Here is a 19,786-nt window from a genome sequence, read left to right as displayed (position 1 = left end):
AAGTGAAAACCGGGTTTGCTGGCTTATTCTTCCTTCTTTTCCGGCTTCTTGTAGGTCTCGACGAGCGTGATCTCGTTAATTCCTTTCACGTTCTCGAATCCTTCGTGGATGATCCGGCCGCGCCAGAGGAGCCAGCGCCGGTCATAGTTGATGCCGGGCGGGAGGGTAATCGTGGCCTTGCCATCGTCAAGGGCGATCTCCATGTCCTTTCCTGCATAGAGCCGGATAATTCCCTTGAGCTGTTCCAGGGGATCGGAGACTGCCTCTTCGATCTTGTAGTGGTAGGTGAGGGTCTGGCCGGCAAGCGGGGCATTGAAGTCCACGATAACGCGGTTGCCGATCACGTCCACAACCACACCTTCGCCCTCTTCCCCGAGAGAAATCCGCATCCCCCGGACCGGCTTCTCGGTGAACTTGTTTTTCGGGTAAGACTGGACCTTTTTCGGGTCGCGTTCCCCGAAGGCCCTCTCGGGGGAAACGGTGACATCGGCCTCGGCGCCGATCTTCTTGCCCACCAGTTCCTCGTCAAGTCCGGTGATCACGTGCTTCTGGCCGATGCAGATCGTGACCGGGCCATAGATCGCTGCCGGGCTGTGGATCCCGGCTTCCTTTGCGGCAGCCTCGTCGGTCGTATCGAAAACAATACCGTTTGCGCTGCCTGTATAACTGAGTCTGACAAAATCTCCTTCTTTTATCGCCATATCGTCACCTGACTATATTAAATCGCAACAATGACAGATAAAAGTGTGGCACGACCATGCTCGAAATAGAACTCAAGGTACGCGTAGATGCGCTCGATCCCCTCCGGAAGAACCTCCTTGCCCGGCACGCGGAATTTACCGGGAAGCAGCACGAGCATGATATCTATTACAATGCCCCGCACCGTGACTTCGGTACGACTGACGAGGCACTGCGGGTCCGCTACACCGACGGCCCTGCCCTTGTCACCTACAAGGGTAAAAAAATTGCGGAGCTTGGGCTCAAGGCCCGGGAGGAGCTCAACACCACGGTGGAGTCCGGGGAGGTCTTCGAAGCAATTCTCGACCGGCTCGGGTTCACCAAAACTGCCGAGGTGAACAAGTTGCGGGAGAACTACCGGCTGGGAAATGCCTCGTTTGCGCTGGATACCGTCGATGGCCTGGGTACCTTTGCCGAGATTGAGATCATGGCCGAGAAAGACGGGAAAGCCGCCACAGCGGCCATTACAAAACTAGCAAAAGAGATGGGAATTTCCGGCGAGCCTATCCTCGCCTCGTATCTCGAGCTGCTCCTTTCTACACGGTGAGCAGTTCGATTTTGATGTCTTTTGGTTCGCTCCCGAAGTGGAGCATGGCACAATAGCCGTCCATTGCTGCACCCGGATTGACAATCTTCACACCGTCAATCTCCTTGACGCCACGCTGCTCGTGGATGTGAGCACAGCAAACAAGGTCGAAGCTCTTCATGTGCCGGCGCACGCTCTGGCTGCCCACATGCTCGCCATTGATTGCATCGAGGGTCTCGAACGGCGGCGGGTGGGAGATGAGGACATTGTGCACGGATTTCTCCATCTTGGCCATGCCCTGGTGGAGCAGGTCATCGATCTGCTTGTCGGTTAGCTCGAACGGTGTGTTGAATGGCGTGGGGTTGGATCCACCCAGGCCCACAATTGTCATGGAGCCCAGGTTGATCCGTGCCCCGTGCAGGCAGACAGCGTCCGAGTGTTCGAGTGTATCGAGGATCTCTTTGGGGTCACAGTTGCCCGGTACCGCAAAACAGGGTACATCGATACGGGAAAGTACATCATCAACCATGTCCACAGGACCCATATTAGTAATATCGCCGGCGATAAATACCGCCTCCGGATTCAGTTCCAGAAATGAATCAATTTTACCGAATTGACCATGGAGATCTGCTATCAAAAGCACATCTTTCATGGTATATCATTGAGAACGGCGTCTAAAAAACCTTATCTCAGGGTCGTTCCATGCACCGGTCAGTTTTCCGCCGAGAGCGAGATCGCCGCAGGTTTTTTCGGTCGCATAAAGGAGAGACCGCGCACGGGTTCCTGCCAGCGGCGTGCCCGGGAGCGGGATGAACTGGTGGACGTGGATCTTCCCGATATGGGAGAGGTCTTTGATTGCGGCCACGGTGGCCTCCTGGTCGGCATCGGTCTCGAACGGGAAACCGAAAATAAAGTCTATCACCGGCGTGATCCCGGCACCCGCACAGAGCTCCGCTGCCCGGATCGCATCTGCCACCGTGTGCCCCCGGTGGAGCTGTTCGAGGACTGCGTCGCTTCCGGACTGGGCCCCGAAGTGCAGTTTCGTGTTGGTGCAGTAATCGGTGATCAGAGAAAGCGATTCTTCGCAGACAAATTCCGGCCTGACCTCGCTTGGGAAGGTCCCGAAGAAGATCTCGTGGGTAAGTTTGCGCAGGAGATGTTCGATCTTGTCAAACCGGGGGTGGATACCGTCAGAGCCGTAGGCGAACGCATTGGGGCTGACGAACCGTGCCTGCCCGTAACGGTTGGCAAACTGTACGATCTCATCGATCATGCGGTGCCGCATGCAGTGCCCGAAGATCTGCGGGGTCTGGCAGTACCCGCAGGCAAAGGGGCAGCCGCGGGAGATCTCCACGTACCCTTTTACCTCGGAAAAAGCCGGGTAGGCATCGAGCCGGACACTGCTCTTCACCGGTGTGTAACCCTCCCGGGTGGCAACACCGGGGATCATGCCGTTCCCTCCCGATTCGAGATTGGCGAGCAGGGCGGGGAGCGTGTATTCCCCCTCCCCGACAACCACATAATCCGTGTAGGTGGCTACCTCGCGCCAGCAGGCCGTTGCATGGGGCCCCCCGGCGATGGTAATGCAGCCGGCCCCGGCTATTTCCTCCCGGTAGCGCCGTTCATTGATCGAGTTAAGCGAATAACAGGTGATATCGGCTTCCGGTTCCGTCACCGGGTCCAGGTGCCAGCCAGTGGTTCCACAGGCCGCCTCAAGTACCGCATAAGAATTCCGTGCAGCGGGGATCTCACGCCAGTTTACCCGCATACAGACACCACCTAAATTGAAAGTTCAAAGGGGATTTATGTACCTGTGTACCATTTCTGTAGTGATTTCAGGATCTTAGGACATCAACGATATTGTAGGTCTGGCCGTTATTCATGGAAATGGAAGCCTGAACCCGATCCGTTGCGCCTCTTAAATCTCCCGGTGTCCGCGGTGTACCCTCCATAGTTACCTGATCGCCAGCATCAAATCCAAGCGATTTAGTCTCAATCGAGCCGTCAGCCCGGGTCAGGGTGACTGTCGCCCCGTTTACATTAAACTGCCCGGAACCTCCGTTGAACGTCACCTGGATCTTCCCCTGATCATTTTTTTGCCCTACGGAAATCGTTACAGCCATATTTGATGGCATCACATCCGTGGTGCTTGTGGTAAGGGTTGGGGAGGCAGATGACGAGGCAGCAGTCGGGCTGGCCGAAGAACCTGCAGAAGAAGCAGTCTGGGAGCTGGTGCAGCCGGCAAGAACTACTGCCGAGCAGACAAGGGCGATCAGTACAAGGATGGTGCTGGCTTTCATACCAGATGATGATTGGTGGAATTATTTCTGGGTTGCGATCCATTTCCCTGAATAATTATTCAGGGAAGATCCCACGGAATAAAAGGGAACAATTACCCGGCGATCTTCCTGAGTGCCTCTTCGGCTGCCTGCACAGCACCGCTGTCAGCGTTGCGGACCAGGTCCATCAGCGGGGTTGTTGCCCTTCGGTCGCCGATCTCACCAAGAGCCCATATCGTTGCATCCCGGACCACCTGCGATCGTCCGAGCAGGGGAATCAGGGATCCTACAGCGTCCCTTGCCCGCAGGGCCCCGAGAGCGAGGACGATACGCCAGGTGAGCCCGTCCGGGGCTTCATGAAGGGCGTCGGTGAGCAGGGTGACTGCCCGGGTCCGGGGATCGCACAGGACATCGAACGCGGCGCCCCGCACGGCCCAGTCGTCGTTTTCCAGGCTGGAGATCAGGAGCCGGATGTTCTCGCTTTCCGGTGTTTCCGCCAGGTTTGCGATGATACCCAGCCGTACCGGGCGACTTGCCCTGGCCAGGTCTTCTGCCCAGTGTGCACGGAGGGCCGGGTCTGTTCCCGCTCCCGGCGATACCTCCGGGACTGTACGGGTCGCGTGCGGCGCTGGTGCCGGGTCGGCACGGCCCAGCGCCTCGGCCCAGCTGGTGACCGCCCAGCGTGCCACATCGTTCGAGAACCCCAGTTCATCCTCCAGCCGTTTCACGAGGAACGCCTCGGTCAGGGCCAATGGAAGCGTGTGGCGGGGGGTGAGCAGGTCATCGGTCACGTGCTGGCGCACGGCATGGACGAGGACAAAGATCTCCCGGCTGCACTCCGGGCAGGTGTCCCGTAAGAGCCCTTCGCACCGGTTGGCATCGTGGGCGATCGAGACCCCGTACAGGGCCACGAGGCGGGCTAGCATGGTCCGGGCCGTATCGTTCATGGCAGATCCCGTGACGTTTGCATGATGGTACAGGTTACGCCGTCAATGGTTATGGAGGTTTTCGGGTTAAGGGGCACTGCCCGTCCAGGGAGCACGCTCGCGCTTGTCCCGTCAGGAAATGTCACCTGCCAGGTACTGCCGGAGATGTTCCGGATGCCGGCTGCGCCCGGGATAGCCGGGTGGGGGACGACCCGGCCGATCTCGCTGTTACCGTCATCGGTCCCGTTCCCTGCAGCAAGGTGGACCGGCCGGATGGTCACTCCCATGGCAAGCGCGAGGGACCATGTCCCGCCCGCCCTGCGGATCGCAAGAAACGGCGGCGGGGGGATTGGCCGGTGGCAGTGCCAGCAGGAGAGATCTTCCCGCTGATCAGATGCCACATTTTCTGCATGGCAGGAGGGGCAGGGTACCAACCGGTCTTTGAGGGAGAGGAAGAGGTTCTGCCATTCCCCTTCAGTAACGCGCCGTGCCGGGCTGGAAAGACCCTCGGTGAAGGCCCGCGTAAACATCGCTTTAAGTTCGGGAGGACAGAATGCCCAGCGGTCCCGTGCGATCGTGTAGTCCGCGTCCTGAGGCAACCGGTTTGCCGGGTTCTCCGGGTCGAAGACAAAGACCGGCGAGACCCCGTACACCTGTTTCTTGGCCGGGATATCCCAGCAGTGATACCGGTACTCCATCTCTCCGTGGAAGGGGTGGTGCCAGACCCAGAGGTAGAAGAGCAGGACGGCAAGGGCATGGAGGTCGGTTTCGGTCGAGGGATCGCTCTCTCCCCGGATAAGCTCGGGAGCCATGTACTCAAGCGTGCCCCAGACCTGGCTCTGTGACTGGCGGTTGACACCCACGTTGTCGTTGTCACAGATGAGCACGTCCCCGGTCTTCGGGTCAAACATCAGGTTCCCGGCCGAGATGTCCCGGTAGCAGTGACCCGAGAGGTGGAGTGCCCGGTAGCTGTTCGCGAGCTGGTAGGAGATCTCGCAGAGGGCTGCGATCCCCGGAACCGGCTTGAGATGTGCCCAGACCTCACCCAGCTCTGCAAACCTTTGCGTATCGATACGCGTCATCAGGTACCCGAACTGTTTTGATCCTTCCGCGGTGACGAGATCGAGCGGCCAGATAAACCGTTTTCCCGCCGCCCCGTACGGCGGTCCGCTCCGGACGAGATAGGCGATCGCGTCTTTTTGTTCCGGCGTTGCCTGCTCGGGCCGGTACCATTTCACGGTCTGGTATCCCTGAGGGCCGTCCACGAGGTACACCTCGCCCTGCGTGCCCTCACCGATCTTCTGGATAACCTGCAGGTCGGTCTGGAGCTGGCGTGCACGGAGGCGCTGGCCTATCAGGAGCGGCATACTTACCACCCCTCCCCGGCAGAAATGGATGCGTCCGTCTTCTCTTCTTCCCGCGGGCGGATGCAGGCCCAGACCAGGGTCATGTCGTCCCCGCTCGCGATTGCCGAGAACCGGTCCAGCCAGTTGCCCATGGCGGTTGCCACGGCCTCGTTCCCATAGGTACGGATCCTGTCTGCAACGCTCCTGACAAAGACCGCGAATTCCTCGCTCTCCGTACCGGCAAAGGAGTCCGATATCCCGTCGGTTGCACAGAGAAGAACGCCACCGTTACCGCGGTCTATCGTTGCAGTCCTCCAGAGCAGGTGGGCATCGGCCGATGAGAGCGAGTATGTTTCGTTTCCCGCGAGCACCGGGTCGTGCGGGAGGGGAAACTCGACCTGCCCGCCCGGCCGGACCAGCACCATGTCCCCATCGCCGATCTGGGCAAGGAGGATGGAATCGGTGACCACCAGGGCCGCCATCAGTGTGGTCCCGTAACGGGAAAAGACCGGTTCTGCCGGATCAACCCTTACGTCCTGCCGCTGGCTGTCCTGCATCACGAGTTCCCGCCAGCGCCGGGTGGCAATCCGGGGAAAATCAGCCTTGAATGCAGCCCGGAACTGCTGGCCGGCGACATTCCCGATTGCGTACGAACGGTGGAATGCCACCAGTTCACCGGTAGCCGCATCCACCGCGAGGGCAGATCCGGTCCTGCTCCGGTCATGGCGGGGGTCCCCGTGGCCGTCAGCAACGGCAAGAGCGATGCAGGGTTCTGCCCCCGCCGACCCGCTCCAGAGGGCATAGGCATCCTCACAGGGCCGCCCGGCCCGGAGGTGTGATGCCCCGGTCCGGCTGCACCCGAATGCCCAGCCTAGGCCGGTCTCGCAGGTGCAGGAGAACTCTTCCGGCGCGGGCATAGGGCAAAATTAGAACAGATCTGTGTTGGACGTGATCATCTGCGGCGGGGAATCCAGGGCAACATTGGAGGTGTCCTCTTCGGCCGGGGCTCCCCGGCTCCGGCCCCGGGAGGATGCGACCGAGGCGCTGATCGAGGCCCACTTGATATATGCCACCAGCTCCTCGGGGGAGTGAGCCTTTAAGAGGCCGACTGCTTCCTGGTTTGCAAACTTGAGCAGTTCGGTTGCATTGTAGTCCGATTCATCGCCTATAGCGATTGCGAGCCGGACTGCCTTGATGCCCCAGGGGATCTTCCCGAGCTCGGCAATCGCTGCGTCGTACTCCTCACGGGGATCGGTACAGAACCCGTCAGAGATAAGGATACAGACCGGGGGGAGACCACGACGGGGCATGCGTTCGATCGACAGTTCGCCGGTGAGGAGCCGGATGGCTTTTGCGGTGGCCGTCAGGCCGCTGGTCTCGAGTTCCGGCCAGACAAAATCGTTTAAGGGGACCGGATCCGGGCCAACATGCCACGTGGCATCGTTGGAGAATTTTATCGCCCGCATCCGGATATCGACCTGAGGGTAGGCGCCAACCGCTTTCTGGATCTCGGGCAGGGCCTCACGGATGGCCTGGTTGAGCGTTGCAATCTTCTTTCCCCGCATCGAGTCGGAACAGTCAGCAAGCCAGAAAAAATGGAGCTGCTTACGGGCTACCTGGCCGTCAGGGATAGGAATCGCATCTTCGATAAAAACTCCCCCTCTCCTAGGTACACAATCTATCCGGCTACCATATAAGATCACCGGTCAGCCGGGCTGTCCAAAAGGCTTGAAATGACAAGGCGTCCGCACAGGGAGTCGCAAAAGGGGAAAACAAAAATTTTACTGGGAGGGGGTAGTGGCGCTACCCGCGGGAACCGAGCTCTTGATCATCGCCTTGACCGGCTCGGGCAGGTTCATGCCGTCAACGATCTCGGGGAGGATGCTCATAATAACCTGCTGACCCTGGGAGGATGCAGCAAAGCTCTTGAGCAGGTTCATACCATCAGGGGTTGAAAGAAAGTTCTTTACCGCAGCCTGCCCGTCGGGGGTTGCAATAAATCCGGCCAGCGAGCCGCCAAGGCCGCCAAGATTTCCAAAGTCCATTTTAATACTCACCTTGTAATGTTTTCTCTACATATTGACAATATTTGTTCTTAAACATGTGGGAGGGTTTATAGAGAAGAGAGGAGTGGCCCCCTCATTTTACGAATTTTGTAGGGGAGTCCCCCACCCGTTTGCAATACTTGGGAGAAGGGGGTACCCCCCTCGCGTGAGGACCACATGGCGGGGGGTGGGACCCCCCGTATAAATTATGAGGGGTGGGGGGTGACCCGCAACCCGGGCTTTTCATAGCACGAAAAATACTCCTCTGTTTCGACGTGAACTTTCCAAACATTCCCGGATTTTCCGGGCCAAAGCATGGGTGGTATACCTCCACTGTTGCGGACAAAGGGGGAGGGGGGTGATCCCCCATTGGCCCGACACATGGGTGGGGGGGTGTGGGGTACCCCCCTCCGCCAGATTCGGATCCGGATGCCAAAACCGGATAGTCTTATCGCAAGCGTCGTTAAACTACAGTCTTATTCTAATGAAAAAAGTCCAAAAAATATGTTATCCCCGGATTTCCCGGAGACCCTTACAGTTTCTTCAGTGCCGATACGATCTTTGCAACGGTTTCCTGCGCATCGCCGTACAGCAGCCGGGTATTGTCCCGGTAGAACAGGTCGTTTTCGATACCGGCAAAGCCCCTGCCCTGTCCTCGCTTGAGGACAATGACGTTCTTGGCCTGCTCCACATCCAGGACCGGCATGCCATAGAGCGGGCTTCCCTGCCGGTGCGAGGCGGGGTTGACCGTGTCGTTTGCCCCGATCACGAGGACCACATCGGTGCCGGTAAACTCCGGGTTGATCTCGTCGCGGTCAAAGAGTTTGTCGTAGGCAACCCCTGCTTCTGCGAGGAGCACGTTCATGTGCCCGGGCATCCGGCCCGCCACCGGGTGGATCGCAAATTTTACGGTAATACCCCGGCTCTCCATGAGATCGGCAAGTTCCTTGATCTTCTGCTGGGCCTGGGCGACTGCCATGCCGTAGCCGGGAGCGACTATTACTTTGTTGGCGTAGGCAAGCATCACGGCAACATCATCAGCCTCGATCGGTTTCATGCTGCCCTGGATGGTTGCACCGTCCTCCTCAGTTGCACCGAATGCCCCGAAGAAGACGTTGGTGATCGAGCGGTTCATTGCCTTGGCCATCTGGAGGGTTAAAAGCGAACCCGCTGCACCGACAATGATACCGGCGACCACCATCGCGTAGTTGGGGGTGCCAAACGAGAACCCGTCAAGGGCTACCGCAAGACCGGTAAAGGCGTTGTACATCGAGATAACGACGGGCATGTCCGCACCACCTATAGGCAGCGTCATGAGCACGCCAAAGGCAAGGGCCAGCACAAAGAAGAGCGGGAGGTACGCGGCTACCCCTAGCGGGAGCCATGCCGGGGTGAAGAGAATAAACGCACCCGAAAGGACCGCCAGGACAAGGATGGCCATGTTTACGATCTGCTGGCCGGGGAAGGTGATCGGCCGCGGGCGGAGCCAGCCCTGGAGCTTTAAGAACGCGATGATGCTGCCCGAGAACGAGACGGCACCGATCAGGCCGCCGATAATGGCAAGGGTGCTGGTGGTTGTGTCAGCCGCACCAAGTAGCGCGACTGCCGAGATCGCCGCTGCCGCACCGCCGCCCATCCCGTTGAAGAGGGCCACCATCTGGGGCATTCCCGTCATCGGGACACGCTTTGCAGCAAAGTAGCCAAATCCTCCGCCGATCACGATGGCGATTGCCATCAGGGCGAAGTTTGAAAGGGCCGGGGTGAGGAAGGTAACGAGCGTTGCGATGAGCATCGCAGCGCCGGCCCAGACGATCCCGCTCCGTGCTGTAAGCGGATGGCTCATCCGGTACATGCCGATAATAAAGAAGAAGATTGTCACGATGTAGATCGGGTCGATAAGCCAGGCAACGTCGATCATTTCCTCGCCTCCTCTTTGGTTTTCCTGTTCGAACGGTCAAACATCTGGAGGATCCGTTCGGTAACCACGTAGCCGCCGGTTACGTTTGCAGCCCCGAGGACAACGGCAATAAAGCCGATGACCTGCTGGAGCGGGGTGGTGGCAAGACCGAGTGCGACCATGGCGCCGACAAGGACAATCCCGTGGATGAAGTTCGAACCACTCATCAGGGGCGTGTGGAGGAGTGCGGGGACTCTGCTGATTATGACATAGCCGGCAAAAGCGGCGAGCATCACGATATAGATCGCGGTCCAGAGCATGGTGGTGTCGATCATGGTTTTGGCTCCAGGAGATCTCTGGTGGGCTGGTGCCTGACCTGCCCGGCATGGACAAGGAGGCTTGCAGTCAGGATCTCATCGGTATATTCGGGAACAAGCGAGCCGTTCTTGTCAATAAGGAGGGTCAGGAAGGACTGCAGGTTCTTTGCGTACATCTGGCTTGCATGGAACGGCACCTTTGCCGGGAGGTTCTTTGGCCCGATAATGGTCACACCGTTCGCCTGGATGGTCCTTCCGGCCTGCGTGAGCTCGCAGTTGCCGCCGGTCTCTGCGGCCATATCGATAATGACTGCGCCCGGCTTCATGGTGGCGACCGTCTCTTTCGTGACAAGGACCGGGGCCCTGCGGCCGGGAATGGCTGCGGTAGTGATGATAATATCAGCCCGGGCGACAGCAGCTGAGACCATCTCCTGCTCCTTTACTTTCTCCTCGGCCGTGAGCTCGCGGGCATAGCCGCCCTGGCCCTCGGCATTGATCTCGAGTTCGAGGAACTTCGCGCCAAGGCTCCTGACCTGTTCGCCTGCGGCCCGCCGGACATCATAAGCCTCAACAAGGGCACCCAGGCGCTTTGCGGTGGCAATCGCCATAAGACCGGCGATCCCTGCACCAAGAACCAGCACGGTGGAGGGGCGAATGGTGCCGGCTGCGGTGGTGAGCATCGGGAGGAACTTGGGGCAGTGCTCGGCGCCAAGGATAACTGCGACATACCCGCCGGCAGTTGCCTGGGAGCTGAGCGCGTCCATACTCTGGGCACGGGAGATCCTAGGCACCAGTTCGAGCGCAAATGCGGTGATCTTACGGTCACGCATCTTCCTGATGGCCTCAAGGTTGCCTGCCGGGTTCATGAACCCGACAACAATGGTGCCTTCCGGCAGCTGCTCCGCCTCGGCCACGGTCGGCGGCTGGACCGCAAGAACGATCCGGGCACCGGCAAACAGTGCATCCCGGTCGGGGACTATGGTAGCTCCCGCAGCGGTAAAAGCGGCATCGGGATAGTAGGCCATTGCCCCGGCATCGTGTTCCACCCGGACCTCGCAGCCCGATTTTTTCAGGATCCGGACTACGTCCGGTACGGTCGCCACCCGCTGTTCCCCGGGTGCGAGCTCCTTGGGGACAGCGATCACGATGGATGATGTCATGGCATCCACCGTGCCTGTCTGGTCATATCAGAGCACAACAAGTACTTCACTCCATAGGATGATCTGCAGTTGTATCCTACAGGTTCGTTTTACAGCTTCTTTACCTTACGCACGCGGACGGCCACGCCGCGCCTGGAGCCTTTCATCTCCGCCGCGGTCATTGCGGCCTTTCCCGTGGCCATGGCCTGCGACCCTACCACGAGCACTTCGTCTCCTTCACGGATGGCGGGATCAGCGTCAACGACGCCCGGGACGAGCACGTCCCCTTCGGGAATAAAGTCACTGATGGTCACGCGGTAACCCTGATTGACAAGACCCCATCCCTCAAACGTGGGGCGGAGCAGGCCGGTGCCGGTATCGATCGAGAAGAACTGCTGGTTATTTTTGGAATAGAAGATCTCCGGGAAGTGGCCCCGGGAGAGCATGCCCCGGGTGTCAATGTCACACCCGAACTGGTACGAGAGCATGCCGTGCACCCGGTCGTCTTTTACCCTGCGTTCGCAGGCCAGGGCCTGGCTGAGCCGGTTCAGTGCCTCTTCCCCGGCCGGGTGGTCCCGGCAGGAATACTCAAGCGTGATACCGCAATGTTCTGCTGCCATCTCCGCTACTTTGAGTGCCCCGCCCTCGAGGTGGGCGATCACCCGGTCGTACTTGTTCTTTGCCAGGTACTTTGCAAGGGTGTCCGCGATATACGCGCACTCCTCTGCATCCCAGTAGCCGGTGACCGGGACATCGTAATGCATGGCAGGGTATACGCATTCGAGCTCCCGGGGCACGAGGCCGAGCGGGGAGGTGACGATCAGCTCATGGGCCCGGCCGGCAATCGCCATCTGGAAGCGGCGGTGGCTCTGGGAGAGCGAGTAGGGTTTCTTTGCCGAGCAGGGCAGGAGAACGGCCACCGTGGCCTTCGGCGGCTTATACCGGGAGAGAAGGCGTTCTGCAAAGCGCCGGACCTCCACCCGCTGCATGGACTCACCGGAGTTTGCCCGCATGACACCGCTCCGGGCCACCGGGGAGAACGGTTCGGACCAGGCATAGTCCTGGTCAAGGTGGCGCATAATAGCCACGCTGTTTGCGTTCATCCGGCACCGGGCCTCAACGAGTTCGCGGAGCTTCTGCTGGCCGGTAAAGTACCGGGCTATGGCCACTTCGTGCTCCAGCGCGAGCCGGTTGTGGAGTGTGAGATCGCCATTGCGGCAGCCCTCGCATCCGCAGAGGCCGGCTGACTGCACATCCGCGGGAAATTCGCCCTCGGAAGTACAGAAAAGCCCCTGTGCGGATTTAAGGTCCACTCCCGTGTAATCAAAGAGGGTAAACCCTGTGTAACAGAGGATATGGACGGTCGAGGGAAAGGCTGCGGCCGGGGCGTACCAGAGTGTGTCGGGCGGGGTCCTGTCCCTGAGAGCCTTGAGCCATGTTACGTACTGCCGGGGATTGGCAAGCGCCGTGTGCCAGCCTGCCACCATCACCACGTCCCCACTCATTGCGGGGTTTTCGAGCGCCGGGTGAATGATAACCGGCTGGCCTGCCCCTTTTGGCACATGCTCTGCGGCAAAGGCCGGCGGTGCGGAGAGCGGAACATTGGTGCCGCCCCGGGAAGAGAGGGCCGGAAAGACTGCGACCGTGTCGAGCACGGCAGGGAAGGGGAGCGGGGAACACGGCAGCTCATCGCCAGCCATGGTGCCGGCCCGGGCAAGGCCGTCCCTTTTTTTGATCTCGAACCGGATCATCTCACCAGCTCCGCCGTATCGCCGGCTTCTTCAGTAAAGATCTCCTCCCAGTTGGCAAGGCCCGAGACCGTGATCCTGCTTTCCCTGTGGCTCTCGGCAAGCATCCGGATCCCCCGGCAACCCTGCCGGACCATGGCCTCGTCCCATTCCGGGATCTCGGACGGTCCGACAGGGAAGGTCTCTTTTAAAGCCTGCGGGTAGGGTCCGAACGGCGGCTTGAAGAACAGGATGTCATCATAGCCCTCGCGCTCCTTATTGTCGCAGGCTACAAGCACGTTTTTCCCGAGGCGCACCCGATCAAGCTGTCGCTGATACCGGAGCACCTCCGTCCGGGCACAGCTCTCATCGCCCCGGTAGAAGAACCGCCTTTTCGTGGCCCGGTCATAGGGTTCGAGGTCTGCGGCTCTTGAGAGGAGCCTGCGGTATCCCGTGAGGAGTTGCGGGTGGTTCCGGCACCGGTCGTCCACGAGCTCCCAGAGTGTCCCGTCCGCGATCGCCTGCCGGATCCGGGCGATCTCGGCCAGGGTGACGGCCAGGTTGTGATGGGCGAGGAGACGTGTCCGGTCCTTTGCGGTGCGGAGCTCTTCAGCCGTGTGGCTCCGGCAGACCGCGCAGGCACAGGGGAGATCGGTGAGCTCGTCAATCTTGAAGCTCCCGTGGGCGGTGAGGTATCTCCCTTCCTTGGCATAGAGCGCGTATGCGGCAGAGTCGAAGAGGTCACAACCCATCGCGGCAGCAAGGGCAAACATGGCCGGGTGGCCGGCTCCGAAGAGGTGGACGCAGGCAGAACGGGGAAGGGTGCTCTTTGCAGCCATCACCACCTCCACGAGGTCACGGTACCGGTAGGCCTCCATGAGCGGCACCACCGCACCAATGGGGCAGAAGGAAAAGCCGAGATCGCCGACCTCTTTTCCCGCCCGCACGCGGAGGTCCGGGAAGATTCCGCCCTGTACCGGCCCGGCCAGCGGGGCATCGTCCCCGAAGAGTTCCTTTGCCTCGCGGAGGCGTTCCATGGTGATGGCCAGTTCCCGCTCGGCCGTGGCCCGGTCTGCGTCCGGTGAGGTGGGGATATCGAGCGGTACCCAGATGTCGCTCCCGATATCCCTCTGGTAGGTGAGGGTCTGAACGTTCGTGAACGAAACCTGACCGTACACCGAGAGCTGGAAGGAGCCCGAATCGGTCATGATCAGGCCGTCGAAATCGAGAAGTTTGTGCAGCCCTTCCTCCCTGACCCGCTCGCTGTATTGCCGGCTCTGGGAGAAGATGTAGGCATTGGTGATCAGGGCCTCGACCCCCATGGTCCTGAGTTCCTTTGGGGAGACCAGCATCAGGTGAGGGTTGATGACCGGCAGCAGTGCTGGAGTCTTTATGATCCGTTTTCCCGCTCCCAGTTTGCCGGTGCGTCCTGCGATATCGCTGTCCAGACTCTCGAAGGTGATCGCCATGCCCAAATGGACTCCTGTGCCTATTAAATTGGCCGTTCCGTCTGTTAAAGTGATTCCTTAAACGAGCCGGTAAAGATCTGGCCCTCGAAGGTGAGGATCTCTATGTTGTTCTTTGCCCAGCAGTTCCGGGGCAGGCCCGCCTTCTCACAGGTATGGTCGAGGAAGACCTTCGCATCCCAGCCGTACTCCGTTGCCACCTGGGGGAGCAGAAGGCCGCTCGTGCCAAATCCCCGGGCGATGAGACCATGGCGCCCCACTTCGATGTGGGCCGGGCGGTCTTCCGGGGCGCAGTCAAGCGGGACCGGGACGGTGAGCACGGTCACCTCGAACTCGAGGGAGGAGAGCTCGTCCTTTTTCACGCCCGGGAACCGGGGATCCTCGAGAGCGGCTGCCACCGCGGCGTCCTCGATCGCGTTCCCAAGCGGCATCACCGGGTAGGGAAACCCGATACACCCCCGGAGCTGGTGGTTTCTGGTCAGGGTCACAAAAACCCCGCGTTTCTCGGCAAAGACCGGAGTCAGGTGTACCATCGGTTTTGGCTTTTTGGTAATGGTATATTCGATGGCCCCGCGGGCAAGCCGCGTGGCAAGAATCCCTTCTTCGGGTGTCAGGAGCTGCATGGTGTATGCCTCTGTTGTGACACATTCTGCAGGGGGCGTTAAAGTAGTTATCCTTCACGGGCGCCTCTGGTTCCGGTACCAGCGTGCGCTTATTAAGGACCGGTCACGCATATGTTCTCGTGAGAGGGAGAGAGCGGCTGACGGTGGCCCATAGTGGCCGCTGAGGAAAGTCCCCCCACCCACCGGGCACGCAGCCGTACGCAAGTACGGGTGGCGAGAGTCACGGCAATGGCACAGAAACGACACGGCCTGTTCCCAGTCATGATGCGGCTGAGCCCTTCGGGGCGAGAAGCACGGGGTTAACCCCCCGCGCGAGTAACCCGCTGAGCGTTTTAACGGAACAGGATACGATGAAACGGCGAATCCCTGCGGGTGCAAGCCAGAACAGGGTAATGGATCGTCCGGTATCCGCCCGGGTTTGGCGCAGAGCTGAATGCCGCATGAACAGAAGGAGGCTTACTCCTCCCACTCACCTTCCTTTTCCAGCACATGGGTAAAAACGGTAGTTTTCCGGTGAAGCCTGCATATCCCGGCATCGTAACCGGTATCCAGTCAGTCTTCTTGCAGTCTAGGGCACCCTGTCCGGAGTAACCGTTGGCGGCGTTTCCGGTCTCTCTTCGTCGGGGTTATCGGACCGCGTATCGCTGAAATAGTGCTGCAGCAGGAAAAGACAAATCTTTTCGGACTCCGCTCACTCCTGATCGAGCTTCCTGACGAGGTTATCGATTACGCGGATCTGTTCCAAGATCTGCAACTGGTTCCCGTTGCAATCGAGGTTTAAGTATCCAAGGAGGGCCTGGTGCGGGTATCTAATCTGGTCATTGAGGATCTGGAACTTTTCCATGTTCTGTTCGATCTGCGCAAGCCCCTGCCGGCCACGTAAAAAAAGGCCGTGAGTGCAAAACCCCCTTCACTCACCGACGGCTATATCCCCCGGTGGGGTTCAGGGAATATCAGTCAGTTAAGGAGGGAAGATGCAGAGGAAGGCAATCCTCGAAAATGATCTCACCCGTCAAGCAGTCTTTATCCTGTCTGTGGTGATCCTTTCGGCAGTCATGGCCCTTGTGGTCCAGGTTGTCATCGGCATAACGGCTGCCCACGGGCTCCCGGTCCAGTACTGTCATTTCTGGTGCAGCGAGTACGGCCAGTGTTTCTGGGTGTGTGACTGACGGTCTCCAGGATCCGGGCCCCGCCATGCCCCATGAGGAGCCCATAGCTGGAGAGTGTTCGTGAGTTTTTTCAATTGTACCAAATCTCTTGTGATGGTTTAACGCACATCATCGAGCAGGAACCGGATTTCCCGTTCTCTATGGTATAAAATCAAATAAAGCCTGTCAATGAAAAAAAATTCAAATCTGTTCAGATCTTCTCGTAATATTTCATCGGCCCGCAGGCGCCGCACTTGCCGTCCACCACCAGGTAGTCCGGCACGGTTTCGCCGCAGCACGGGCAGGTGACCGGCTGCCAGTGCTCCTTGATCTTTACGGGTACCCGGACCTTCTCGAACGAGAGAAATCTGCGCCCGGTCTTCAGGATCTGCTCTTGGAGGGTATCACCCATGGTGCGCTTGACAAATTCGGGGCTGTTCGCAAACCACTTGTCGATGATCGGGAAGGCCTTGATCTTCTCCTGGTCCACGTAAATCCGGAAGCCCTCCGTGGTGGCCTCGGTCGAAACGCGGTTCATGGTGATCGCAAAGCGCCCGATGGGGACCACCTTGAGACGCCCGTTGCCGGTGGTGGCATGGGCAATTACCTGCGGTGCGTCGGGGAGGCACTTGGGGGTCTCGCAGACCGCAAAAAGTTTCTCGTCCGGGGTTGCTTTCAGGAGTTCGAGGGCATAGTCCACCATGAAGGCGCCAATCAAAAGGCCGGGGGCCGGCGAGGAGTGGAAACGTGCGCACTGCGAGAGGTAGGTGCGGACCGGTTCGGCAACATTGCATGCCGCAAGGCGGGCCTCGAAGTCCCCGCCATGGTGGTGATGATGTCCTTTGTCCATGAGGATCCGTTGGCGCTGCAGGCCATTAAACATTTATTTCGGGGACCCGGGCTTTTTGGTCTTCTGATGTGGGCAGGCGATCCCCGTGGCAGTCCGGTCCGGATGGCCGCTCCACGCATCATTTCCGCTTGGTATTTCAGGGATCCCGCCGGATTACTGGTAGAGCCGGCCACACCTGCCCATGGCCGGAAAAGATACTGCCATTCCAAGGAGTCGTACCATGAACTACCGTCCACTTACCGGGAACCCCTACCGGACTGCCTGCTTCGCTCTGCTGATCTTCGCGCTTGCTGTCCCGTGCGTATCAGCGATCACGCTCACGCCCGGAAGTCCCGGGTCTGTTGCCACCATTGCACAGGGCGACCCGGTCACCATCAGCGGGATCGCAACCGGTCACCCTCAGGTGGGGCTCCAGATTTGGTTTATCGGCTACAATTTTGTCAAAGTCACCACCGTCCAGGTGAATGACGACAATAGCTACGTCTATATCCTCAGGGAGGCTGATACCGTAAACCTTGCCCCCGGCCAGTACTTCGTGATCGTCCAGCACCCGATGGAAAACGGCAGGTTTGACATCGTCTATGATTCAGCAACCGGGACGGTAAAAAATGTCCAGACCGGCCAGACTGTCTTCCAGCTCACGGGGAGCGGCAGTCTCCAGAGTCCCGATGCCGCAAACGCGCTCCTGACGGCGATCGGGAGCCAGAACATCGATGATACCTTTGCCACGGTCTCCTTCTTCGTCAGCCAGCCGATCGTGGGGATCAATTCTATCGGCACCATCCCGCAGGGCACACTCTTTATCCTGAACGGGACGACAAGCCTTGCTGCCGGCGATAACCTGATGGTGGAGGTCACCTCGTCCTCGTTTGGGCCGACCGCAAAGACCAGCTCTTCCGGCTTCTCGGGCACCGCGGGGATGGTCACGGTGCAGCCCGGCAGTGGCGGACAGAATGTCTGGTCCTGCGGCGTGGATACCTCCACATTTACCCCGGACGAATACCTGGTGACGGTGAGCGGGGTTACCCAGTCGGTAACCGCCTCCGCAAAGTTTACGGTTGTCCCGGCATCCTCCTGCAACGGTTCCGGGGAGATCTGCCCCATCCCCAGTCTTGTTTCCGCTAACAGTACCACGCCTGCTGTCACCGCCTCGCAAAACAGCACCGTGGTACCGGTCATCACATCCCCTTCGGCGGCTACTACAAAACTCCCCTCTACGACACAGGGTGCCTCCCTGCCGGCGGCACTGTGCGTTGCGGGAATTACCGTGGCGGCCCTGCTCTGCTGCCGGCGGCCCTGATCTTTTTACCAGCCCAGAAACAGTGTCTTTGTCTGGGTATAACTGTCGATGGCGTGGAAGCCGTTCTCCCTGCCCATCCCGCTCTCGTTGGTCCCGCCAAACGGTACCTCGGGAGGCACCGTCAGGTGGCGGTTCACCCAGATGATCCCGGCGTGCACCTGGCCAAACACCTCTTTTACCGTAGAGAGATCCCGTGACCAGACCGATGCACCCAGTCCGTACTGCGACCGGTTTGCCTCCCGGATGGCAGTGGAGAGGTCCGGGACGGTTATCACCGGGAGTACCGGGCCGAAGATCTCTTTTCTGAGCAGCGCAGCATCTGCGGGTACATCCGCAACGAGAGTAGGCCGGTAGAAGAAACCGTTTTCATACGCTTTCCCCGTCACCGGGCCGCCGCCGGTCAGGACGCACCCCTCCTGCCGGTCAACAACGTCCTGCATCACGCCCGCGATCCGGTCCCTCTGGCCGGCGCTGTTGAGAGGCCCCATCTCCGTTACGGGCGCAAGGCCGTTCCCGATGTTGGTACCTTCCACCTTTGCCGTGAGCAGGCGCATGAACTCTCCGGCAATCTTTTCGTGCAGGTACAGCCTCTTTACCGCAGTGCAGATCTGGCCGGCATTGTAGAACCGGCCCCGGAATGCCCCCTCAACGGCTTTGGGGATATCGGCATCCGGCATCACGATCATCGGGTCGGAGCCCCCGAGCTCCAGCGTGAGCGCCTTGAGCTGTTCTCCGGCAAGGGTGCGCACCCGGTGGCCGGTGGCGCAGTTGCCGGTGAAAGAGATCTTTTTTACCCGTGGGTGTGTTACGAGCGCTTCACCGGCCGTCTCCCCGGCGCCGGTCACCACATTGAGCGCGCCCGGGGGCAGGCCGGCTTCCTGGAGGAGGCCGGCGATCTTCAGGTTGGTGAGCGGGGTAGTTGAGGCCGGTTTGAGGACCAGGGTGTTTCCGGCGAGGAGCGCAGGTCCCACCTTCCAGCCCATGATAATTACCGGCATGTTCCACGGGATGATCGCACCGCAGACACCCAGCGGGACCCGGGTCACCAGGCAGTCCCCGGCCTTTCCCAGGCTGACTACTTCGCCGGCCGGCTGGCCCGCAATTGATGCGTAATATTCAAGGATGTTTGCGCAGCCCCGGACCTCGTCAGTAGCCTCCCGGATTGGCTTTCCCTGCTCCCGGGTCAGGAGCTCGGCGAGCGCTTTGTGGTCCCGGCGGATCAGTTCTGCGGCCCGGGCAAGGACAAGGCCGCGGTCCCGCATGGTCTTCTCCGACCATGCCCCAAAGCAAGCATCTGCGGCTTCAACTGCTGCAGCAACATCGTCTTTTCCTCCCCGTGGCACTCGGTCGACCAATTCACCGGTGGCCGGGTTTTTTACTTCGATCCAACCGTCATCGGCTGCCACCGCCGTTTTCCCGTTGATGAGCATCTCCATAAAAAATCCCTCGCTCCTCTATG

At 59.8% G+C, this 19,786-nt stretch carries 21 protein-coding genes and 1 other RNA gene; 4 read left to right on the top strand and 18 right to left on the bottom strand.

The window, feature by feature from the left end:
• Positions 1 to 23: 23 nt before the first annotated feature.
• Positions 24 to 701, bottom strand: a complete 678-nt coding sequence (locus tag VMS83_RS03290; RefSeq protein ID WP_325409842.1) for a peptidylprolyl isomerase — start codon at positions 699 to 701, stop codon at positions 24 to 26.
• Between the two features lie 56 nt (positions 702 to 757).
• Here VMS83_RS03290 and cyaB point away from each other — a divergent pair, with 56 nt between their 5' ends.
• A complete protein-coding gene (gene cyaB / locus VMS83_RS03285; protein WP_325409840.1) occupies positions 758 to 1,285 on the top strand; it encodes a class IV adenylate cyclase in 528 nt (175 codons plus the stop codon).
• Here cyaB and VMS83_RS03280 read toward each other — a convergent pair.
• From VMS83_RS03280 to VMS83_RS03215, 14 genes are all read right to left on the bottom strand, one after another.
• A complete protein-coding gene (locus VMS83_RS03280) occupies positions 1,275 to 1,916 on the bottom strand; it encodes a metallophosphoesterase family protein (protein ID WP_325409838.1) in 642 nt (213 codons plus the stop codon). The two genes, cyaB and VMS83_RS03280, sit on opposite strands and share 11 nt — an antisense overlap.
• 6 nt (positions 1,917 to 1,922) lie before the next feature.
• Positions 1,923 to 3,032 carry a TIGR04013 family B12-binding domain/radical SAM domain-containing protein gene (locus VMS83_RS03275; protein ID WP_325409836.1) on the bottom strand — a complete coding sequence of 370 codons (1,110 nt, stop codon included), beginning with the start codon at positions 3,030 to 3,032 and terminating at the stop codon, positions 1,923 to 1,925.
• 67 nt (positions 3,033 to 3,099) lie between these two features.
• A complete protein-coding gene (locus tag VMS83_RS03270; RefSeq protein WP_325409834.1) occupies positions 3,100 to 3,564 on the bottom strand; it encodes a hypothetical protein in 465 nt (154 codons plus the stop codon).
• Between the two features lie 92 nt (positions 3,565 to 3,656).
• Positions 3,657 to 4,490 carry a HEAT repeat domain-containing protein gene (locus VMS83_RS03265; RefSeq protein WP_325409832.1) on the bottom strand — a complete coding sequence of 278 codons (834 nt, stop codon included), beginning with the start codon at positions 4,488 to 4,490 and terminating at the stop codon, positions 3,657 to 3,659.
• Positions 4,487 to 5,836, bottom strand: coding sequence for a protein kinase domain-containing protein (locus VMS83_RS03260; protein WP_325409831.1), 1,350 nt, complete (start codon positions 5,834 to 5,836; stop codon positions 4,487 to 4,489). Before VMS83_RS03260 ends, VMS83_RS03265 begins: the two co-directional genes overlap by 4 nt.
• A gap of 2 nt (positions 5,837 to 5,838) precedes the next feature.
• A complete protein-coding gene (locus VMS83_RS03255; protein WP_325409829.1) occupies positions 5,839 to 6,732 on the bottom strand; it encodes a PP2C family serine/threonine-protein phosphatase in 894 nt (297 codons plus the stop codon).
• 9 nt (positions 6,733 to 6,741) lie between these two features.
• Complete coding sequence (locus VMS83_RS03250) at positions 6,742 to 7,380, bottom strand: vWA domain-containing protein (RefSeq protein WP_325409827.1); 639 nt, start codon at positions 7,378 to 7,380, stop codon at positions 6,742 to 6,744.
• Positions 7,381 to 7,596: 216 nt separating this feature from the next.
• Positions 7,597 to 7,860: a hypothetical protein gene (locus tag VMS83_RS03245; RefSeq protein WP_325409826.1), complete on the bottom strand. Its 264-nt coding sequence runs from the start codon at positions 7,858 to 7,860 to the stop codon at positions 7,597 to 7,599.
• A gap of 532 nt (positions 7,861 to 8,392) precedes the next feature.
• Complete coding sequence (locus tag VMS83_RS03240) at positions 8,393 to 9,778, bottom strand: NAD(P)(+) transhydrogenase (Re/Si-specific) subunit beta (RefSeq protein WP_325409824.1); 1,386 nt, start codon at positions 9,776 to 9,778, stop codon at positions 8,393 to 8,395.
• The gene (locus tag VMS83_RS03235; RefSeq protein ID WP_325409822.1) at positions 9,775 to 10,092 is read right to left on the bottom strand and encodes an NAD(P) transhydrogenase subunit alpha; all 318 of its coding nucleotides are present in this window, start codon (positions 10,090 to 10,092) and stop codon (positions 9,775 to 9,777) included. The genes VMS83_RS03240 and VMS83_RS03235 overlap by 4 nt, the downstream gene beginning before the upstream one ends.
• Positions 10,089 to 11,234, bottom strand: a complete 1,146-nt coding sequence (locus VMS83_RS03230; RefSeq protein ID WP_325409820.1) for a Re/Si-specific NAD(P)(+) transhydrogenase subunit alpha — start codon at positions 11,232 to 11,234, stop codon at positions 10,089 to 10,091. Before VMS83_RS03230 ends, VMS83_RS03235 begins: the two co-directional genes overlap by 4 nt.
• 89 nt (positions 11,235 to 11,323) lie before the next feature.
• Entirely contained in the window at positions 11,324 to 12,964 is a 1,641-nt protein-coding gene (gene arcS / locus VMS83_RS03225) for an archaeosine synthase subunit alpha (RefSeq protein ID WP_325409818.1), read from the bottom strand.
• Positions 12,961 to 14,409, bottom strand: coding sequence for a tRNA guanosine(15) transglycosylase TgtA (tgtA, locus tag VMS83_RS03220; protein ID WP_325409816.1), 1,449 nt, complete (start codon positions 14,407 to 14,409; stop codon positions 12,961 to 12,963). The genes arcS and tgtA overlap by 4 nt, the downstream gene beginning before the upstream one ends.
• A gap of 44 nt (positions 14,410 to 14,453) precedes the next feature.
• A complete protein-coding gene (locus VMS83_RS03215; RefSeq protein WP_325409814.1) occupies positions 14,454 to 15,029 on the bottom strand; it encodes a TIGR00296 family protein in 576 nt (191 codons plus the stop codon).
• A 121-nt stretch (positions 15,030 to 15,150) separates the two neighbouring features.
• Here VMS83_RS03215 and rnpB point away from each other — a divergent pair.
• Positions 15,151 to 15,500: RNase P RNA component (rnpB, locus tag VMS83_RS03210), an RNA gene on the top strand.
• Positions 15,501 to 15,720: 220 nt separating this feature from the next.
• On the opposite strand, the gene VMS83_RS03205 is transcribed toward rnpB, so the two are convergent.
• Positions 15,721 to 15,873, bottom strand: coding sequence for a hypothetical protein (locus VMS83_RS03205; protein ID WP_325409812.1), 153 nt, complete (start codon positions 15,871 to 15,873; stop codon positions 15,721 to 15,723).
• 130 nt (positions 15,874 to 16,003) lie between these two features.
• On the opposite strand from VMS83_RS03205, the gene VMS83_RS03200 reads away from it, so the two are divergent.
• Positions 16,004 to 16,198 (top strand): hypothetical protein, encoded by a 195-nt coding sequence (locus VMS83_RS03200; RefSeq protein WP_325409810.1) that lies wholly within the window; start codon positions 16,004 to 16,006, stop codon positions 16,196 to 16,198.
• A 190-nt stretch (positions 16,199 to 16,388) separates the two neighbouring features.
• Here VMS83_RS03200 and VMS83_RS03195 read toward each other — a convergent pair whose 3' ends face one another.
• Positions 16,389 to 17,027 (bottom strand): formylmethanofuran dehydrogenase subunit E family protein, encoded by a 639-nt coding sequence (locus VMS83_RS03195; RefSeq protein WP_325409808.1) that lies wholly within the window; start codon positions 17,025 to 17,027, stop codon positions 16,389 to 16,391.
• A 220-nt stretch (positions 17,028 to 17,247) separates the two neighbouring features.
• Here VMS83_RS03195 and VMS83_RS03190 point away from each other — a divergent pair, with 220 nt between their 5' ends.
• Positions 17,248 to 18,327 (top strand): hypothetical protein, encoded by a 1,080-nt coding sequence (locus tag VMS83_RS03190; RefSeq protein WP_325409806.1) that lies wholly within the window; start codon positions 17,248 to 17,250, stop codon positions 18,325 to 18,327.
• A 5-nt stretch (positions 18,328 to 18,332) separates the two neighbouring features.
• Here VMS83_RS03190 and VMS83_RS03185 read toward each other — a convergent pair whose 3' ends face one another.
• Positions 18,333 to 19,763, bottom strand: a complete 1,431-nt coding sequence (locus tag VMS83_RS03185) for an aldehyde dehydrogenase family protein (RefSeq protein WP_325409805.1) — start codon at positions 19,761 to 19,763, stop codon at positions 18,333 to 18,335.
• Positions 19,764 to 19,786: the final 23 nt, after the last annotated feature.

The organism is Methanoregula sp. (genome assembly GCF_035543475.1).
Classification (GTDB): Archaea; Halobacteriota; Methanomicrobia; order Methanomicrobiales; family Methanospirillaceae; genus Methanoregula.
The sequence above is the reverse complement of the archived record's forward strand: the minus strand, read 5'-3'. Positions and strand labels throughout refer to the sequence as shown.

Excerpts from the sequence above, each read along its gene's own strand:
- VMS83_RS03290 (WP_325409842.1), bottom strand. The coding sequence starts at position 701 with ATGGCGATAAAAGAAGGAGATTTTGTCAGACTCAGTTATACAGGCAGC.
- cyaB (WP_325409840.1), top strand. The coding sequence starts at position 758 with ATGCTCGAAATAGAACTCAAGGTACGCGTAGATGCGCTCGATCCCCTC.
- VMS83_RS03280 (WP_325409838.1), bottom strand. The coding sequence starts at position 1,916 with ATGAAAGATGTGCTTTTGATAGCAGATCTCCATGGTCAATTCGGTAAA.
- VMS83_RS03275 (WP_325409836.1), bottom strand. The coding sequence starts at position 3,032 with ATGCGGGTAAACTGGCGTGAGATCCCCGCTGCACGGAATTCTTATGCG.
- VMS83_RS03270 (WP_325409834.1), bottom strand. The coding sequence starts at position 3,564 with ATGAAAGCCAGCACCATCCTTGTACTGATCGCCCTTGTCTGCTCGGCA.
- VMS83_RS03265 (WP_325409832.1), bottom strand. The coding sequence starts at position 4,490 with ATGAACGATACGGCCCGGACCATGCTAGCCCGCCTCGTGGCCCTGTAC.
- VMS83_RS03260 (WP_325409831.1), bottom strand. The coding sequence starts at position 5,836 with ATGCCGCTCCTGATAGGCCAGCGCCTCCGTGCACGCCAGCTCCAGACC.
- VMS83_RS03255 (WP_325409829.1), bottom strand. The coding sequence starts at position 6,732 with ATGCCCGCGCCGGAAGAGTTCTCCTGCACCTGCGAGACCGGCCTAGGC.
- VMS83_RS03250 (WP_325409827.1), bottom strand. The coding sequence starts at position 7,380 with ATGCGGGGAAAGAAGATTGCAACGCTCAACCAGGCCATCCGTGAGGCC.
- VMS83_RS03245 (WP_325409826.1), bottom strand. The coding sequence starts at position 7,860 with ATGGACTTTGGAAATCTTGGCGGCCTTGGCGGCTCGCTGGCCGGATTT.
- VMS83_RS03240 (WP_325409824.1), bottom strand. The coding sequence starts at position 9,778 with ATGATCGACGTTGCCTGGCTTATCGACCCGATCTACATCGTGACAATC.
- VMS83_RS03235 (WP_325409822.1), bottom strand. The coding sequence starts at position 10,092 with ATGATCGACACCACCATGCTCTGGACCGCGATCTATATCGTGATGCTC.
- VMS83_RS03230 (WP_325409820.1), bottom strand. The coding sequence starts at position 11,234 with ATGACATCATCCATCGTGATCGCTGTCCCCAAGGAGCTCGCACCCGGG.
- arcS (WP_325409818.1), bottom strand. The coding sequence starts at position 12,964 with ATGATCCGGTTCGAGATCAAAAAAAGGGACGGCCTTGCCCGGGCCGGC.
- tgtA (WP_325409816.1), bottom strand. The coding sequence starts at position 14,409 with ATGGCGATCACCTTCGAGAGTCTGGACAGCGATATCGCAGGACGCACC.
- VMS83_RS03215 (WP_325409814.1), bottom strand. The coding sequence starts at position 15,029 with ATGCAGCTCCTGACACCCGAAGAAGGGATTCTTGCCACGCGGCTTGCC.
- VMS83_RS03205 (WP_325409812.1), bottom strand. The coding sequence starts at position 15,873 with ATGGAAAAGTTCCAGATCCTCAATGACCAGATTAGATACCCGCACCAG.
- VMS83_RS03200 (WP_325409810.1), top strand. The coding sequence starts at position 16,004 with ATGCAGAGGAAGGCAATCCTCGAAAATGATCTCACCCGTCAAGCAGTC.
- VMS83_RS03195 (WP_325409808.1), bottom strand. The coding sequence starts at position 17,027 with ATGGACAAAGGACATCATCACCACCATGGCGGGGACTTCGAGGCCCGC.
- VMS83_RS03190 (WP_325409806.1), top strand. The coding sequence starts at position 17,248 with ATGAACTACCGTCCACTTACCGGGAACCCCTACCGGACTGCCTGCTTC.
- VMS83_RS03185 (WP_325409805.1), bottom strand. The coding sequence starts at position 19,763 with ATGGAGATGCTCATCAACGGGAAAACGGCGGTGGCAGCCGATGACGGT.